This is a genomic window from Neobacillus canaveralius, assembly GCF_047237705.1.
GTDB lineage: Bacteria > Bacillota > Bacilli > Bacillales > Cytobacillaceae > Neobacillus > Neobacillus niacini_K.
This window is the reverse complement of the sequence record NZ_JBDFLL010000001.1, coordinates 5,677,704-5,694,001: the sequence shown is the minus strand read 5'-3', so window position 1 is coordinate 5,694,001 and position 16,298 is coordinate 5,677,704. Positions and strand designations below refer to the sequence as shown.

The following is a 16,298-nucleotide window of genomic DNA, read 5'->3' as shown; positions in this document are numbered from 1 at the left end:
AATTAACTAAATAACAAGAGTAAAAGTGCCTTGCCCAGTTGTGGGAAGGCGCTTTTTGTTGTTCTGTGTGTTAGAATTTCTTAGGTGAGGTGTGAATAGTGGAGCAACTGATTTATACTCTTTTGGCATATATAAATAATTCTCTTAATAAGGATATAAATTATTACTTAGCAAAGAGTCTCTTGGAACAAATTCATAGTATTGAGAGTTTTTCATTAGATAGCGTTGCCGAGGCATGCAATGTGGCCCCTTCGACAATTAATCGTTTTTGCAAAAGGATTGGTTTTAAGAATTTTTCAAACCTAAGAAATAGTGTTGCTGTTCCAATGGGATCTTCTATTCATGAAAACGACGATATGGAATTAAGTACACAGATGTTTTATAAAAAATTAATTGAGAATATTGAGATGATTGACAATATCCAAATGTCACAGATTGATCGGATTGTAAACCAAATTAAGCAATCAAGAAGAATTGTGATCTTAGGTTTTGAAAAACATCAAGTTCAAGCAATGGAATTGCAAAAAAAACTTTTCCTTCTTGGAAAGCTATGCGAATGTGATACAAATCTATTTAAACAAATTGATGCATTATCTGATTTAACGGATGAAGACATGATTATCACGATCTCCATTCAAGGAAATATCCTTTCTAATCATTTTACCATCAGTGAAAAAATCAAAACCGCTAAAGGCAAGAAATTGCTCATTACATTTTCTAGTGAATTCGGTAATATGAATCTATTCCATGAAATTTTACAATGCGGCAGAATTGAGAATAGCAGTGTTAGCAGCTATACTCTATTGAGATTGTTTGATGTCTTAATCAATCGTTATCGCATTTTTTAGAAATCTAACTATGATTTAACTGGTCTTAAATAGACCAGTTTTTTTTGTTGGTTGATAGTATGATTATCTTATTCGCAAAACCTTTTGTATTAATGAGAATCATTAATGTATTAAGGTCAAAACTAATCATTAAACAATAGGAGGTACTGATATGAAAAAAACACATTTTCCAGAAGGATTTTTATGGGGCGGAGCAACTGCAGCTAACCAATTAGAAGGTGCCTATAATGAAGGCGGCAAAGGATTATCGATTTTTGATATGGTTACATTTATACCTAAAGAAGAACGAAGCAACGAAATTGAGATGGATGTCAGAAGTGAAAAAGAATTAGAAGAACTTTTAGCAGGAAAGGGTGGAGATAACTTCCCTAAGCGCCGTGGTATTGATTTTTATCATCGCTATCAAGAGGATATTGCTCTGTTTGCTGAAATGGGCTTTAAAACATTCCGTATGTCTATTTCTTGGCCGCGTATATTTCCAAATGGTGATGAATTGGAGCCAAATGAAGAGGGACTAGAATTCTACGACAAAGTGTTTGATGAATTATTAAAGTATGGAATTGAGCCTTTAGTTACTCTTTCACACTATGAAATGCCGCTTAACCTGGTACGAAAATATAATGGCTGGACTGACCGCAGCTTAGTAGATTACTTTGTTCATTATGCAGAAACTGTATTTAATCGCTATAAAGGCAAGGTAAAATACTGGTTAACGTTTAATGAAATTAATGTATCAACACTATCTCCATATATTGGAAGTGGTATTCTTATTGACCGTGTAGAGCATAAGGAACAAGCCGTGTATCAAGCTCTCCATCATCAATTTGTTGCAAGTGCACGTGCGGTAAAAGCTTGTCATGAAATCATGCCGGATGCCATGATTGGTTGTATGTTAGCCCGTATGGAAGTATATCCAGAAACTTGCAGTCCAGATGATATTTTAGCGGCATTAGAAGAAGATCAAAAGAATCTATTCTTCACGGATGTCCAAGTACGCGGATATTATCCAAGCTTTATGTTAAGTTATTTTGAAAAGAATAATATCAAAATTGAGATGTTACCAGGTGATGAGGAAATCTTGTTACAGCATCCAGTAGACTTCTTATCATTCAGCTACTATATGAGCATGGTGGCTAGTGGTGCGCCTGAAAAATTAAAAGAAAAAGGAAACTTTTTCAGTGGTATTAAAAACCCTTATTTAGAAGCATCGGATTGGGGCTGGCAAATCGATCCTAAAGGCTTAAGGATTACCCTAAAGAAAATGTACGATCGCTATCAAGTGCCTTTATTTATCGTGGAAAATGGTTTAGGAGCCTACGATAAAGTAGAAGAAGATGGTTCAATCAAAGATGATTATCGGATTGATTATTTACGCGCCCATATTGAACAAATGGGAGAAGCCATCAATGATGGTGTAGAAGTTATGGGTTACACAAGCTGGGGTTGTATTGATTTAATCAGTGCAAGCACATCGGAAATGTCTAAACGTTACGGATTCATTTATGTGGACCAAGATGATTACGGTAATGGTACATTAGAAAGAAAGAAAAAGAAAAGCTTTGATTGGTATAAGAATGTCATTGCCACTAACGGTGGAGATTTATAATTAAGATATATAGTTAAACTGTAACTGACTCAGATAAACTTGAGTCAGTTTTTCTGTTTATAAAGGGAAATAATATTAAGCCCTTAAAATATTTGTAGAAGCCCCTTTTTTCATTCTTTCCCTTTTGTTGGGAATAATGAAAGAAAAGGGCTTTTTCATTGAATTTCACATCTAGGAGTTGCTTTTATGTATTTTTTAATAAATCTAATAGGCTTTTTTGTTGTGATGGGAGTTGTATTTTTATGTTCGCCACAAAAGAAAGACGTTAAATGGAAAGCAATTTTCTCGCTTATTGTAGTTGAATTGTTAATTACATGGTTTATGTTAGGGACAACCATTGGCAGCTGGCTGATTAATCAAATCGCTGCATTCTTTACTTGGTTAATTGCCTGTGCCAGTGAAGGGATTGCATTTGTTTTTCCAAGTTCGATGGCAAATGAGACCATCGACTTTTTCTTCAGTGCATTATTGCCAATTATTTTTATTGTGACGTTTTTTGATATTCTATCTTATTTTGGTATACTAACGTGGATTATTGATAAGGTGGGTTGGCTAATATCAAAGGTTTCAAAAATGCCAAAATTAGAAAGCTTTTTCTCCATTCAAATGATGTTCCTAGGGAACACGGAAGCGTTAGCGGTAATTCGTAATCAACTGTCTGTTTTAAAGGATTATCGCTTACTTACTTTTGGAATTATGAGCATGAGCAGTATCAGCGGCTCGATTATCGGTGCGTATTTATCGATGGTTCCAGCTACATACGTTTTTAGTGCCATTCCATTGAACTGTTTAAATGCTCTTATAGTTGTCAGCATTTTAAATCCAATCATGGTGCCAAAAGAGGAAGATATTATTTACGAACCGCCGAAATCAGAGAAAAAGGATTTCTTCTCTACGATTTCAAACAGTATGTTAGTCGGTATGAATATGGTAATCGTGATTTTAGCGATGGTTATCGGATACGTAGCGTTAACAGCTGCACTTAATGGAATATTAGGGGTTATCATTGAAGGACTAACGATCCAAAAAATCTTTTCGTTTGTCTTTAGTCCATTTGCTTTTTTACTTGGATTGCCAGTAAAGGATGCCCTTTATGTAGCTCAGCTAATGGGAATAAAATTAGCAACGAATGAATTTGTGGCTATGATGGACCTGAAAAATCAGTTGGATACACTGTCGCCACATACGGTAGCGGTTGCAACGACATTTTTAACCTCATTTGCTAATTTTAGTACAGTGGGAATGATTTATGGAACGTTTAATTCCATTCTTTCAGAAGGGAAATCAGCGATTATTGGTAAAAACGTATGGAAGCTTCTCGTCAGCGGAATTGCTGTTTCTCTACTAAGTGCAATGATAGTTGGGTTATTTGTTTGGTAATAAAAATAGACAAAAGGTCCTAAAAGAGTGTGTTCACACCTTTTTAGGACCTTTTGTCATTAATTTTCTTGGATTTCTTTACGGTTTTTCTTAAACATCTTAGATAATACTTCATAAACAATTGGAACAACAATTAATGTTAATAATGTTGAACTGGTTAAACCGCCGATTACGGTAATACCAAGACCTTTAGAAATTAAACCGCCACCGCCTTGGCCAATTGCTAATGGGATTAACGCACCAATCGTTGCAATAGCTGTCATTAGGATTGGACGTAGACGTGTTGCACCTGCTTCTAGTACTGCTTCACGCATCGTCATGCCATCCCGTTCCATATGAATAATCCGGTCAACCAGTACAATCGCATTCGTAACAACGATACCAATTAACATCAATAGTCCCATCATAACAGATACTGAGATGGTTTCGCCTGCGATTAATAAACCAACAAATGAACCAATAACTGCAAATGGTAATGAGAATAGGATGGCAAACGGTGCGACACCTTCACGGAAGGTTACAACTAGGATAAAGTATACAATCGCAATGGCTGCAAGCATAGCCATACCAAGCTGTGTGAATGTCTCCGTCATATCTGCCTGGACACCGGCAACGCCGATGGTAACACCTTTCGGTAAGTCTAATTTATCAATTTCTTTATCTACTGCAGCTGTTGCCTTTGAAATATCCTTATCAAGGATTGTACCTGAAACAGTTGCATAGTATTCACCTTTGCTGCGAGCAAGTGTATTTAATGTTGTACCTTTTTCAACTGTGACCAGTTCAGAAAGAGGCATTGTCGTACCAAGAGCTGTCGGTACTTGTGTTGCTAAAATATCGTCAATGGATTTTGGCGTTGCAGCTTGTTCCTGCTGAACGATTACTTCTAGTTCGTTACCGTCCTTTTCAACCGTTGTTAATACATCTTGAGTTTTTGTCGGGTTTAACATCATAACGATTTGACCCGTTGTTAAACCATACTGCAGCAATTCATCTTGTTCTACGTTGAATGTATATTCAACGTATGCTTCCTCAGCACTTGAAGAAACATCTTCAAGACGATCATTTTTGCTCAGAACGCCTTCAACCATTTTTACAGCTTCATTTAGTTTGTCTAAATCTTCACTGTAGAACGTGTAGCTGACTTCGTTTGTAGCCATTGACGTAGGAGCGAAATTTTGAGACTTCCATTCGCCTGACTGTCCAATATTGAACACATAATCTTCAATTTCCTCACGGACGTCCGAAAAGTTTTCCATTTCAGGGTCGAAAATTAGGTACATTAACGCACCATCTCCGCCGCCGCCCATCATCGCAGCCATTGGATCTCCACTTTCCGTTACAGAAATCTGAACGATATCAATATCATCACGTTTAAGCATTTCTTCTTCAACTGCTTCAACGTTTGCTAATGTTTCATCCTTTAACTCGCCAGCTTCTGGCGTGTACGTTAAGTACATAACCTTTTCTTCTTCGCTTCCCATAAAGCTGAATCCGATTAATGGTGTTAACGCCAAACTTCCTGCTAATAACACAACGGCAATAATGGAGGTAATCACTTTATGGTTAAGTGTCCATCCAAGGATGCCCTTGTACCAGTTAGCCAATTTGCCAGCCTCTTTATGGCTGCTTTCTGTTTTTTCACTATATAAATTTTTCTTAAATAAGAAGTGTGACAACGCAGGAACGATTGTAATCGCAACAATTAATGAAGCTCCGAGAGCGAATGTCATCGTTAATGCGAACGGCATGAATAGCTCACCGACCATACCGCCAACGAAGATAAGAGGTGCAAATACTGCAACCGTTACTAATGTTGAGGACAGGATTGGTTTAAACATTTCAATTGTCGCTTCACGGACAAGCGCACGACCTGATAATTTTTCTTCTTTTAAATGAAGACGTCGATATATATTTTCAACTACTACGATTGAGTCATCGATTACACGGCCGATGGCAACCGTAACCGCACCAAGCGTCATGATATTAAGGGTAATTTCCATCCAGTTGAGCAAAAGGAATGCCATGAAAATGGAAACTGGAATAGATACGATTGAAATAATGGTTGATTTAAAATCACGTAAGAATAAAAGGATAATTAATACGGCAATTAAACCACCGAATAATGCCTTTTCAACCATTGTTGAAACTGATTTTTCAATTGGTGCACCTTGGTCGAGTGATACTTCAATGACAAGACCATCAATTTTTTCCTTTTGTTCCTTGATTAAATCCTTTACACTGTTTACAACATCCACAGTGTTTGCTTCTTGACCTTTAACAATTTGAATAGCAATCGCATTTTCACCATTTGTACGTGAAATCGATTGTACTTTACCAACTACTTCAATATCTGCGATGTCGCTAAGTTTCACAAATGGTAAAGGTTGGTTTGCAGATGGTGTTACAGGAATAAGCATTTCCTTTAATTCATCCGCTGTCATAAACTTCCCGTCGATTGCTACAGCTTGTTCGCCTTCTTCAAATTCATAAAGACCTAATGAAACTGCTAGGTCACTTGCTTGAATCATTTGTTTAACAGTATCTTCTTTTAAACCGTATTCAGCCATTTTTGCATCTTTATACGTAAGCTGAACTTCTTCTATATGTTGACCAGTAATGGTGGCAGAGGCAACACCATCGATTTTCTCGATTTTTGGAAGGATAATATCCTCAACGGTCGACGTTAATTCAACGATATCCTCTGTTGTGCTACTTACACTAAGTGCCATAACAGGCATCATGTTCATACTAATTGCCGTAATAATAGGTTCTTGGGCATTTTCTGGCAGCTTCACGGCCTCTAACGCAGATTTTAAGGCACGATTTGCCTCGTCCATATCTTCGCCGTATTCATATTCCACTTGAAGACTTGCCATATTCGCATTTGAATTGGAATAAACGGATTTTACACCCTTAAGGTTTTCTATCGCTTTCTCTAAAGGTTTTGAGACATCTTCCATTACTTGCTCTGGAGTGGCACCAGGATATACATCCATTACCATTAAGTATGGAATTGATATATCTGGAATTGTTTCCATATTCATTCTTGTACCTGAATATATACCAGAAACCGTAATAATGATTGTCAGTAACCATACTGCTAGTTTATTTCCTAGTACAAAGTTAACTAAACCTTTCACACTTACACCTGCCCTTAATTGACTTATCTAACCCATTTACTTATAATACTGACTAACCGGTCATCTGTCAATGATTGACCCTAGGAGTGAAGAATGAACGATGAAAAAACAATTGATTATGGAAAAAGCGATAGAACTCTTTGCTAAACAGGGTTTTGAAGCTACATCTGTCCAACAAATTACAGAGCATTGTGGCATTTCTAAAGGTGCTTTTTATCTATCTTTTAAGTCGAAAGATGAATTGATTATCGAGATAATCGATCACTTTATGATCCAATTCACCTCTGAGATTGACTATCTAGTCAGAAATGCAAAGGATGGAGAAAAACTTCTATATAAATTTTATTATGCGATATTCGACTCATTTCGAAAGCATTCTGATTTTGGGAAAATACTAATCAAAGAGCAGTCACGTTCTTTTAATGAGGATTTCATCTTAAAAATGCGTTACTACGACAGATTAATGGATAAAACCATTCTTTCGATGGTTGAGCGTTTATATGGAGATGCTGAAGTAAAAGAGATAAAATATGACTTAATATTTTGTATCAAAGGCTTTATGAGTATGTATTCTCAGCTATTTTTGTTTTATAACGTACCATTAGATTTGGATTTATTGTCAACGTCATTGGTGGAAAAAACAAATCTGCTTGCAAAAAACTCTACCGTTCCTTTTATTTCAAAAGCGCTGATTCAGGTGTTGGAAGAGCCGGCATTAGAGGATTTAACAAAAGAACAGATTCTCTTAATGTTGGATCAAGAAATAGAAGAAATGGAAGAGTCAGTAGAGAAGGAATCATTACAACTGTTAAAACAGCAGCTGCATGAACCAACATTTGGCCGGGCGATTATTAAGGGGTTACTAGAAAATATTCGAAATCATCCTCAAACCAAATGGATTTCTTATTTACTGGATAGTTTTTTTAATATGTAGTGTAAAAGGTGGGCTAACGGTGTTTAGTTTAACAGAGGCTGCAAAAACGGAAATACAAAACCGGTTGGAATTATCAGATTCTGCTAAGTTTATCCGATTACAAATGCGTAAAAGTTGTTTCATGAAAGTGAAAGTAACCGTAGAAGGAACGATGGAAGTTAATGATAGTGAGATGATAAAAGATGATCTTCATTTCATCATCGACAAAGGTGAATGTCATTATTTTCGTGATAAGAAACTGGATTTTATTCCAGATCAAACAGGTTTTAAACAGTTTGAAGTAATTTAATATTCTATAAACCAAAAAGAGCTCATTCTAAAAAAGATGAGCTCTTTTTATATTGCAATAGAAATACAGCCTGCTTATTAAGAATAATGAAATCAAATTTTATTGACATACTAGTAGTTGCGAGGTAGTATAAATACATCGATTAGATATTTATGAACGCCGTTCGATAATGGCGAATGAAAGAAGGATGGTAATGTCTGAACGCCTCATTCAATCGATTGAAAGGGCAGCTGATGTCCTTGAATTGTTTTTAACCACAAGCAGGGAGCTAAGTGTTAAAGAGATATCTGATAAGCTTCAGCTATCAAAAAGCACCGTCCATGGAATCATTAAGACTTTAGAACATAGAGGGTATCTCGAGCAGAATCCAGAGGATTTGAAGTATAAGCTCGGAATAAAGCTTTTCACATTAGGTAACTTCGTGGGTAAACATCTCGATATTGGTAACATAGCCAGACCGATTATTGCAGATTTAGCTGTTGAATTAAATGAAACCGTTCACTTGGTTACATTACAGCGTGATGAAGTTATATATATTGAAAAAGTAGAAGGCCCAAGAGCTCTTACAATCTATTCCCATATAGGAAAAAGAGCACCCGTTCATTGTACAGGTGTGGGGAAGGCAATACTTGCTCATTTAAGTGAAAAAGAGGTTGATAGGCTGTTATCAGCAGTAAGTTTAGAAGCATTCACAGAGTACACGATGACCGATGTTAACCAAATTAAAAAACATTTAGTTTCTGTCCGTGAGACTGGATATGCGGTTGATGATGAAGAAATCGAGCTGGGACTCAAATGTATTGCCGCACCGATATTCAATCATAAAGGAAATGTAATCGCTTCAATAAGCTGTGCGGCCCCAAAAATGAGACTTGATGAAGAGAAGCTTCCGAAAGTAATAGCGGGGATTAAGAGAGCTGCTTCCGACATATCAAGATCTTTAGGTTATAAAGGTAACGTCTTTTAAAAAGTAGTTAGTGTAAAGAAAAATATAAAAAGTAAAGTCTAGGAGGAGAATAATTTTGTCAAAAGTTAAAGTTGCTATTCTTGGCTCAGGTAACATTGGTACTGATTTAATGATTAAACTTGGTCGCTCGCAAATTTTAGAGTTGACTGCTGTGATTGGAATTGACCCGCAATCGGATGGATTACGCCGTGCGAGAGAAATGGGTTATGCAGGGGTAGACACTGGAATTGATGGATTTCTTGCAGATCCTACTTTAGAAGCTGATATTGTTTTTGACGCCACTTCAGCAAAAGCTCATCTTTATAATGCAAAAGTGTTAAAAGAAGCAGGTATTAAAGTAATTGATATGACTCCTGCTGCTGTTGGTCCATATGTATGTGCTGCTGTTAACATTGACGAGCATTTAGAAAAAGAAAATATCAATTTGATTACATGTGGCGGACAGGCAACAATTCCAATGGTTCACGCTGTAAATCGCGTAAGTCCAGTGGAATATGCGGAAATTGTTGCAACAATCTCAAGTAAGAGTGCAGGACCTGGAACGCGAGCAAATATTGATGAATTTACTGAGACAACTTCACGTGCGATTGAAGTGGTGGGCGGCGCTAAAAAAGGGAAGGCAATTATGATCTTAAACCCTGCTGAACCGCCAATCATGATGCGTGATACTGTTTATACCCTTGTAGAAGAAGGAACAATGGATGAAGAGGGTATCAGAAAATCCATTGCTGAAATGACAGAAGTCGTTCAATCTTATGTGCCAGGTTATCAGCTCCGTACTGAACCTATTTTCGAAGAAAATAAAGTAACCATCTTTATTCAAGTGGAAGGCGCTGGTGATTACCTGCCAAAGTATTCAGGAAACCTTGATATTATGACGGCTGCGGGCGTAAAAATTGCCGAAGAGTTTGCTGAAAATCTATTAAAGAAAGAAACCGTTTAAGCGGTAGAAAGGGGAAAATAAAATGACAAACGAAAGAGATATTCTTATCACTGAGGTTGCATTACGAGATGGAAGTCATGCAGTCTCTCACCAATATACAGTAGATCAAGTATTAAAGGTCGCAAAAGCATTGAATGATGCAAATGTTCCATATATCGAAGTATCACACGGTGATGGGTTAGCGGGATCATCCTTGCAATATGGCCTTTCACGTACAAATGAAATGGAATTAATTGAAGCTGCGGTTTCCGTTGCAGATAAGTCCAAAATTGCTGTCTTATTATTGCCAGGTATCGGGACCTTGCATGAATTGAAAGAAGCAGCAAATTTAGGAGCAAAAATGGCGCGTATTGCAACCCATGTTACAGAAGCAGACGTGGCACCACAACATATTGCCTATGCAAAAGAACTAGGGATGGAAACGGTTGGATTCTTAATGATGAATCATATGGCACCAGTTGATAAACTAGTTGAACAAGCAAAATTAATGGAAAGCTATGGAGCGGATACGGTTTATGTAGTAGATTCAGCAGGTTACCTCCTTCCAGGACAAGTTCGTGAAAGAATTCATGCACTTAAACAATCTGTAGGCATTAACATTGGATTCCATGGTCATAACAATTTATCTCTTGCGATGGCAAATACGCTTGTAGCGATTGAAGAAGGTGCTACTCGTATCGATGGCAGTGTTCGCTGCTTAGGGGCAGGCGCCGGTAATACACAAACAGAAGTACTTATTGCAGTTTGTGAACGGATGGGAATTAAAACTGGGGTAGATTTATATAAAATGATGGATTTAGCTGAAGACATCATTGCACCAATTTTACCTGTGCCGCAAGAAATTACAAAAGATAGTTTAACACTAGGGTATGCAGGCGTATACTCAAGCTTTGCTCTTCATTCTAAACGTGCTGCAGAGAGATATGGTGTTGATTCACGTGATATTTTAATTGAACTAGGCAGACGTAAAGTAGTTGGCGGTCAAGAGGATATGATCGTAGAAGTAGCTGCGGAAATCGCGAAAAACAAAAATCGTTAATCATTAATGTGAGATTAATAGATTGGTTGAGGAACTAAACGCCAAAAAAGTGAGTGAAGTGAGTATTTATTTTCTTGCTTCACTTACCATTTGTTATATTTGAAAACGTTTTATAAGTTTTTAAAGCTGTTTCTTCTTAGATACAGACATCCCAGAGTTAGAGGAGAAAAACAATGGAATTAGTCATTATACTATTAGCACTCGGAATGCTGATGTTTGTAGCATATCGAGGATTCACCGTTATCATTTTTGCACCTATTTGTGCATTATTTGCCGTACTTTTAACAGAACCCGGATGGATCTTGCCTTTTTACTCAAATGTATTTATGGGGAAAATGGTTGAATACATTCAGCTTTATTTTCCAATCTTCTTACTAGGAGCGATTTTTGGTAAAGTAGTAGAGATGTCAGGGCTTGCAAAGACCATTGCTTCTACTATTGTCCAAGTTGTTGGTCAAAAAAGAGGAATGTTAGCGATCGTTTTACTTGCTGCTATTTTAACATATAGTGGAATTAGCTTAGTGGTAGTAGCATTTGCAGTCTATCCATTTGCTGCACATCTTTTCAGAGAATCCAATATTCCAAAGCGTTTAATTCCGGGTACAATTGCTCTTGGTTCATTCACCTTTACCATGGACGCATTGCCTGGTTCACCGCAAGTACAAAACGTAATTCCAACAAGCTTCTTTGGAACAGATCTATATGCTGCACCTACGCTTGGTATTATCGGAGCCATTTTTATCTTCGTAATTGGAATGTGGTATTTAAACTCTCGTCGTATTAAAGCAGGAAAAGCTGGGGAAGGTTATGACAGCTTCGGTACAATTAAGGAAGACAATGAAGTAACGATGGATTTAGGGGAACAAGAAAGTATCGGACGTAAGATTTTTGCTTTTGTTCCTGTTGTTTTAGTAGCAGTTTTAAACAAAGTATTAACAACGATTATTCCAAAATGGTATCCAAATGGTTTCGACTTCGAAGCCATAGGAATGAGTTTTCCAAGCATTGATACTGCAAAGGTAATTGGAATTTGGTCGGTTGAAATTGCTCTTTTAGTCGGTATTATTGCAACAATTCTTTATAATCGTAAACCAGTATTGTTGAATTTTAAAGATGGAATGAAAGTCGGAGTAGCAGGTGCGCTTCTTGCTATTATGAACTCAGCAACAGAATATGGATTTGGTGCTGTCATTTCAAATTTACCTGGTTTTTCAATTGCAAGAGATGGAATTGCTAAAGTATTTGGTCATCCATTATTAAATGGAGCTGTTACCACCAATATTCTTTCTGCTATCTCGGGTTCAGCCTCCGCTGGTATTGCAATCACTCTTGGAATGATGTCAGATAAATATATTGAATTAGCGAACCAATTCGATATTCCGCTAGAAGTTATGCACCGTGTCATTTCCATGGCCTCTGGAGGAATGGATACACTGCCGCATAACGGAGCAGTTATTACGTTATTGGCTATAACAGGCTTAACACATAAGCAATCTTATCGAGATATTTTTGCTATTACCATTATTAAAACACTTGCTGCTTTCTTCATCATTGCAGTTTATCTATTAACTGGAATTGTTTAATTTCTAAATATAAATATTTAAGGAAATATTAATTGAATATTCCTAAATAAAAGTTTAATATTAAAGGTGGAAATAGGGATAAATGCTCTGTTCTACTAAAAATGACTCTTTTTATTGAGTTTGATAATTTACTATTCGGTAATGGGTTTCTAGATATAGACGCTAGAATTTAAGCCAAAATAAGACGTAGGAGTCTCTACGCTTATTTTGGCTTTTTTAAATGCTAAAAACGGGAGGGATGTTTCTGATGGATAAGGATGAAATGAAGCGATTAAACTTCTTACTTGGAATATATGTGGATGTTAATGTGGATAAAGATTTCTCTGTGCTTTCAAAAAAAACAGATCCATTTTTTATATTGAACATGTCTGGTCACCTGGTTTATGTAAATGAAGTCTGCGAAGAATTATTGCAATGTTCAAGAAATGACCTAATCAGTAAAAAGCTTAGTAATATTTTCATCTCGTCTGTTTTAAATGACACTCAAACGTTTTTTATTAAAAAGCAGCGTGAAAAACTAACCAATTTTGATTCTAAAATTAGTATGAGACCTGGAAATACAATGGACGTAAACGTAACCGCTTTCCCCATTCTTTTTAATGATGATGTAGTGGGGAGTTATGTTGTGTTAAAAGATATCACAATAATTAAGAGAGAGAGGCAATTGCTGTCAGAAAAACAAGCTGCGGCAGGTCAGCTGGCCGCAGGGATTGCGCATGAAATCCGCAATCCCATTACAGCTATAAAAGGCTTTCTGCAATTAATGATGGGGGAACATAAAGGGGAGAAAACCTACTATAATATTGTTGAATCTGAGATTGATCGCGTTGAAATGATTCTAAAGGAGTTAATGGTTCTGGCTAAACCAACCAAAATTAACTACCAACAGTTGAATATCCGCAATTTGCTAGATAAAGTTGTGACCTTGATGGAGTCACAGACATTATTAAATAATATTGAGGTAATTAAGAATTTCCATGCACTTGAGATAACCATTGTTGGAGACGAAAATCAGTTGAAACAAGTGTTTATTAACTTTATAAAAAATGCAATTGAGGCAATGCCAGCTGGTGGAAAAATTATCATTGAAGGAATAACCTTACTGGATAGAGTTCATATTCGAATCATTGATCATGGCAGTGGCATTCCACCTGAAATATTAGAGCGAATAAGTGAGCCGTTTTTTACAACAAAGGAACATGGCACCGGACTGGGGATACTTGTTTGCAATGAGATCATCGAGGAGCATAAAGGAAAAAGTAATATTTTTAGCAGCTCTGAAGGCACATGTATTGAAGTAATTTTACCAACTGTATAAACGATTGCAGTATAGTTAAAATAGTGTTAAAATAGCTATGTCTAATGTCTTGCTGTCATTAGTTTTAGAAGTCTTATATTTTCACATAAAAAACAATACTCGTATACTGTATGGTAAATGGAAGAAACTATTAATATAGTCGTCTGAACCGTGGCCTAACTTCTTTTTGAAGTTAGGCCTTTTTTATTTTTTGTGAAAGGAGAGGTATATATTATAGTTAATCAAGAGAATCTAGTATATCTCAGCAGCACGTTTAGCAAATTGCTTAAACGCAGCTTTGGAAAGGGGCCAGAGTCCTGTAATGTTTTCTTAAAAGGCAACAGATTTTACATTTATATGAGAAATTTTATGACACCTGTAGAGGAAGTATTGATTAATCAGGGTCAATTAGAACTTGCATACAATTTCCGTTCCGCGGTGCTTCATTCAGTTACTCAAGAGTTTATTCCAGAGGTAACAATGACTTTAGGAACATCCTTTGATTTTGTCTTTCATGATTGGAACTATGATAAAAACACAGGAATCCTTTTATTAGACTATGCTCAATCAAATTATGAGGAGAAGTTAGATAACAGTTTTCAAAATAGCCTATTCCGCTTAATTGAAAATGTAGGATCCTATTACCATAAAAAACCTGCCAGCTTGAATATAGTGAAATTCACACAAAATATTTGTGCAATCGAATCGAAAGATGTACTTCTGCCTCTTGAAAAATTAGTTTATGAAAATGGGAATTTAGATACACTGACCCAACATGCCAGGAACATAAAAGATGGATATTGGAAGAGAAAGGAACAATTTGAAAGTCTTTTTGGTCGTTTAATCGAGGATATGTTTATAATGTGGGACTATAAGAATAATAGAAATTATCTTGTTTTTATTTTTAACAAATTATACACAATGAAATAGCCTAAAGAAACATGTTGTAAAGAAGGAATTCCTAAAATACAATATGTTTTTTTATTTGTGTTTAAATAAATTTTAATAAAGGGGGCTTTCGTACATACTAAAGGAATATAAAGGCAAAATCCCCAGTAAGGAGTCAAAGGTAATGACCGATCAAAAAAAGGAAGAGTATATCAGCAGTTATATTAGTAAATTGTTGCGAAAACAATTTGGCAGGGGTCCACAAAGCTGTCAAACTACTGTTTCCAAAAATCATCTCGTCACTTATATACGTGGATTTTTATCTCCGATGGAGGATATCTTGTTAGAATATGGTCAGAACAAGTACGTGGATTATGCGAGAAACGTTATAATCACCCACCTTCTAGATGAAGTAAAAGGGGTAGTACAAGTTACTCTCGGTGTTGAGGTAGTAGAATACTATCATGATTGGAATTTGCCGAATAACTCAGGTGTCCTTATTTTTGAATTAGGTACAGATTCGGGGCAGGAATATAAAACAGATGTCGATATCCAAAGGGTAGAATTGGAAGTAGGACGAATTAGCTTCATGGTGGAAAAAGTTCCGGATAAAATAAAAATCTTTCCTATTTCACCTGCTATTTACTTAATCGAAAGAAGCGGAATTCTTATTCAAATAGAAAAAGCATTAATTGAAAGAGGATTCGAAAATGAACTGAGATTCACAAAGGATGAACTTGAAAAAAGTTATTTTCATCGCGATGGCCGATTTGAGGATATCTTTAATAAGTCAGTAATGGATATCTTTCTTGATTGGAATTTTAAGAAAGATAAATCCATGATGGCAATTATCCTGCGTTCATAAGGAAACCTAGCCTATTTTTAGCAGAAGAGAGCGTTTATCAAAGGAACACTCTCTTTTTTGGCCGATTGATTATATTTTTCTTTCTCTCATTTTTTTCTGTAAAGCATTTAACTGCTGCATTAACAGCTCATATTCTTTGAGCTCTATTTGACAGCTTTGGATTACCTCTGCGACCTTACTGGTAATAGTATGTTTCTCTTCTACAGCCTTCTCTTGTAAATAGATAAAAACTTTTCTTTCGTCTTCTTTGGAACGTTGTTTTCTTACCCATTCATTTGTTTCCATCCGTGAAACCATAGGAGTCAATGTTCCAGTTCCCAAATTCAACTTTTCCCCTAGTTCCTTTAATGTCACCCCATCTTGTTCCCATAAAGCCAATAAGACTAAATATTGAGGATAGGTTAAACCAAAAGGCTGGAGGACACTCGTATATAATTTGTTAAATTCACCAGCAGTCTCATATACAGCAAAGCAAAGTTGGTTTTTTAATGTCATGAAGTCTTTCAAGCAATCACC

At 36.3% G+C, this 16,298-nt stretch carries 14 protein-coding genes; 12 read left to right on the top strand and 2 right to left on the bottom strand.

The annotated features are described in order from the left end of the window. The first annotated feature begins 98 nt into the window (after window positions 1-98). The 3 genes from ABC255_RS27735 to ABC255_RS27725 all read left to right on the top strand — a co-directional run bounded on the left by ABC255_RS27735 (window position 99) and on the right by ABC255_RS27725 (window position 3,834). Window positions 99-848: a MurR/RpiR family transcriptional regulator gene (locus ABC255_RS27735; protein WP_412998332.1), complete on the top strand. Its 750-nt coding sequence runs from the start codon at window positions 99-101 to the stop codon at window positions 846-848. A 151-nt stretch (window positions 849-999) separates the two neighbouring features. Continuing rightward, a complete protein-coding gene (locus tag ABC255_RS27730) occupies window positions 1,000-2,454 on the top strand; it encodes a glycoside hydrolase family 1 protein (RefSeq protein ID WP_412998331.1) in 1,455 nt (484 codons plus the stop codon). 186 nt (window positions 2,455-2,640) lie between these two features. Beyond that, entirely contained in the window at window positions 2,641-3,834 is a 1,194-nt protein-coding gene (locus ABC255_RS27725; protein ID WP_412998330.1) for a nucleoside transporter C-terminal domain-containing protein, read from the top strand. A 59-nt stretch (window positions 3,835-3,893) separates the two neighbouring features. On the opposite strand, the gene ABC255_RS27720 is transcribed toward ABC255_RS27725, so the two are convergent. Next, on the bottom strand, window positions 3,894-6,977 hold the full coding sequence (locus ABC255_RS27720) for an efflux RND transporter permease subunit (RefSeq protein WP_412998329.1): 3,084 nt from the start codon (window positions 6,975-6,977) through the stop codon (window positions 3,894-3,896). Window positions 6,978-7,077: 100 nt separating this feature from the next. Between ABC255_RS27720 and ABC255_RS27715 the strand changes: the two genes are divergently transcribed. The 9 genes from ABC255_RS27715 to ABC255_RS27675 all read left to right on the top strand — a co-directional run bounded on the left by ABC255_RS27715 (window position 7,078) and on the right by ABC255_RS27675 (window position 15,782). Then, window positions 7,078-7,911, top strand: coding sequence for a TetR/AcrR family transcriptional regulator (locus tag ABC255_RS27715; protein WP_412998328.1), 834 nt, complete (start codon window positions 7,078-7,080; stop codon window positions 7,909-7,911). 19 nt (window positions 7,912-7,930) lie between these two features. After that, window positions 7,931-8,200 (top strand): iron-sulfur cluster biosynthesis, encoded by a 270-nt coding sequence (locus ABC255_RS27710; protein WP_412998327.1) that lies wholly within the window; start codon window positions 7,931-7,933, stop codon window positions 8,198-8,200. A gap of 193 nt (window positions 8,201-8,393) precedes the next feature. Beyond that, window positions 8,394-9,167, top strand: a complete 774-nt coding sequence (locus ABC255_RS27705) for an IclR family transcriptional regulator (RefSeq protein WP_412998326.1) — start codon at window positions 8,394-8,396, stop codon at window positions 9,165-9,167. Window positions 9,168-9,222: 55 nt separating this feature from the next. Continuing rightward, window positions 9,223-10,110, top strand: a complete 888-nt coding sequence (locus tag ABC255_RS27700; RefSeq protein WP_412998325.1) for an acetaldehyde dehydrogenase (acetylating) — start codon at window positions 9,223-9,225, stop codon at window positions 10,108-10,110. Between the two features lie 22 nt (window positions 10,111-10,132). Beyond that, entirely contained in the window at window positions 10,133-11,149 is a 1,017-nt protein-coding gene (gene dmpG, locus ABC255_RS27695) for a 4-hydroxy-2-oxovalerate aldolase (protein ID WP_412998324.1), read from the top strand. Between the two features lie 173 nt (window positions 11,150-11,322). Next, the gene (locus ABC255_RS27690; RefSeq protein ID WP_412998323.1) at window positions 11,323-12,732 is read left to right on the top strand and encodes a GntP family permease; all 1,410 of its coding nucleotides are present in this window, start codon (window positions 11,323-11,325) and stop codon (window positions 12,730-12,732) included. A gap of 247 nt (window positions 12,733-12,979) precedes the next feature. Next, on the top strand, window positions 12,980-14,050 hold the full coding sequence (locus tag ABC255_RS27685) for an ATP-binding protein (protein WP_412998322.1): 1,071 nt from the start codon (window positions 12,980-12,982) through the stop codon (window positions 14,048-14,050). Window positions 14,051-14,242: 192 nt separating this feature from the next. Beyond that, window positions 14,243-14,959 carry a Na-translocating system protein MpsC family protein gene (locus ABC255_RS27680; RefSeq protein WP_412998321.1) on the top strand — a complete coding sequence of 239 codons (717 nt, stop codon included), beginning with the start codon at window positions 14,243-14,245 and terminating at the stop codon, window positions 14,957-14,959. 142 nt (window positions 14,960-15,101) lie between these two features. Continuing rightward, window positions 15,102-15,782, top strand: a complete 681-nt coding sequence (locus ABC255_RS27675; protein WP_412998320.1) for a Na-translocating system protein MpsC family protein — start codon at window positions 15,102-15,104, stop codon at window positions 15,780-15,782. A 69-nt stretch (window positions 15,783-15,851) separates the two neighbouring features. On the opposite strand, the gene ABC255_RS27670 is transcribed toward ABC255_RS27675, so the two are convergent. Then, on the bottom strand, window positions 15,852-16,277 hold the full coding sequence (locus ABC255_RS27670; RefSeq protein ID WP_412998319.1) for a MarR family winged helix-turn-helix transcriptional regulator: 426 nt from the start codon (window positions 16,275-16,277) through the stop codon (window positions 15,852-15,854). Window positions 16,278-16,298: the final 21 nt, after the last annotated feature.

Excerpts from the sequence above, each read along its gene's own strand:
- ABC255_RS27725 (WP_412998330.1), top strand. The coding sequence starts at position 2,641 with ATGTATTTTTTAATAAATCTAATAGGCTTTTTTGTTGTGATGGGAGTT.
- ABC255_RS27675 (WP_412998320.1), top strand. The coding sequence starts at position 15,102 with ATGACCGATCAAAAAAAGGAAGAGTATATCAGCAGTTATATTAGTAAA.
- dmpG (WP_412998324.1), top strand. The coding sequence starts at position 10,133 with ATGACAAACGAAAGAGATATTCTTATCACTGAGGTTGCATTACGAGAT.
- ABC255_RS27690 (WP_412998323.1), top strand. The coding sequence starts at position 11,323 with ATGGAATTAGTCATTATACTATTAGCACTCGGAATGCTGATGTTTGTA.
- ABC255_RS27705 (WP_412998326.1), top strand. The coding sequence starts at position 8,394 with ATGTCTGAACGCCTCATTCAATCGATTGAAAGGGCAGCTGATGTCCTT.
- ABC255_RS27685 (WP_412998322.1), top strand. The coding sequence starts at position 12,980 with ATGGATAAGGATGAAATGAAGCGATTAAACTTCTTACTTGGAATATAT.
- ABC255_RS27670 (WP_412998319.1), bottom strand. The coding sequence starts at position 16,277 with ATGACATTAAAAAACCAACTTTGCTTTGCTGTATATGAGACTGCTGGT.
- ABC255_RS27730 (WP_412998331.1), top strand. The coding sequence starts at position 1,000 with ATGAAAAAAACACATTTTCCAGAAGGATTTTTATGGGGCGGAGCAACT.
- ABC255_RS27715 (WP_412998328.1), top strand. The coding sequence starts at position 7,078 with ATGAAAAAACAATTGATTATGGAAAAAGCGATAGAACTCTTTGCTAAA.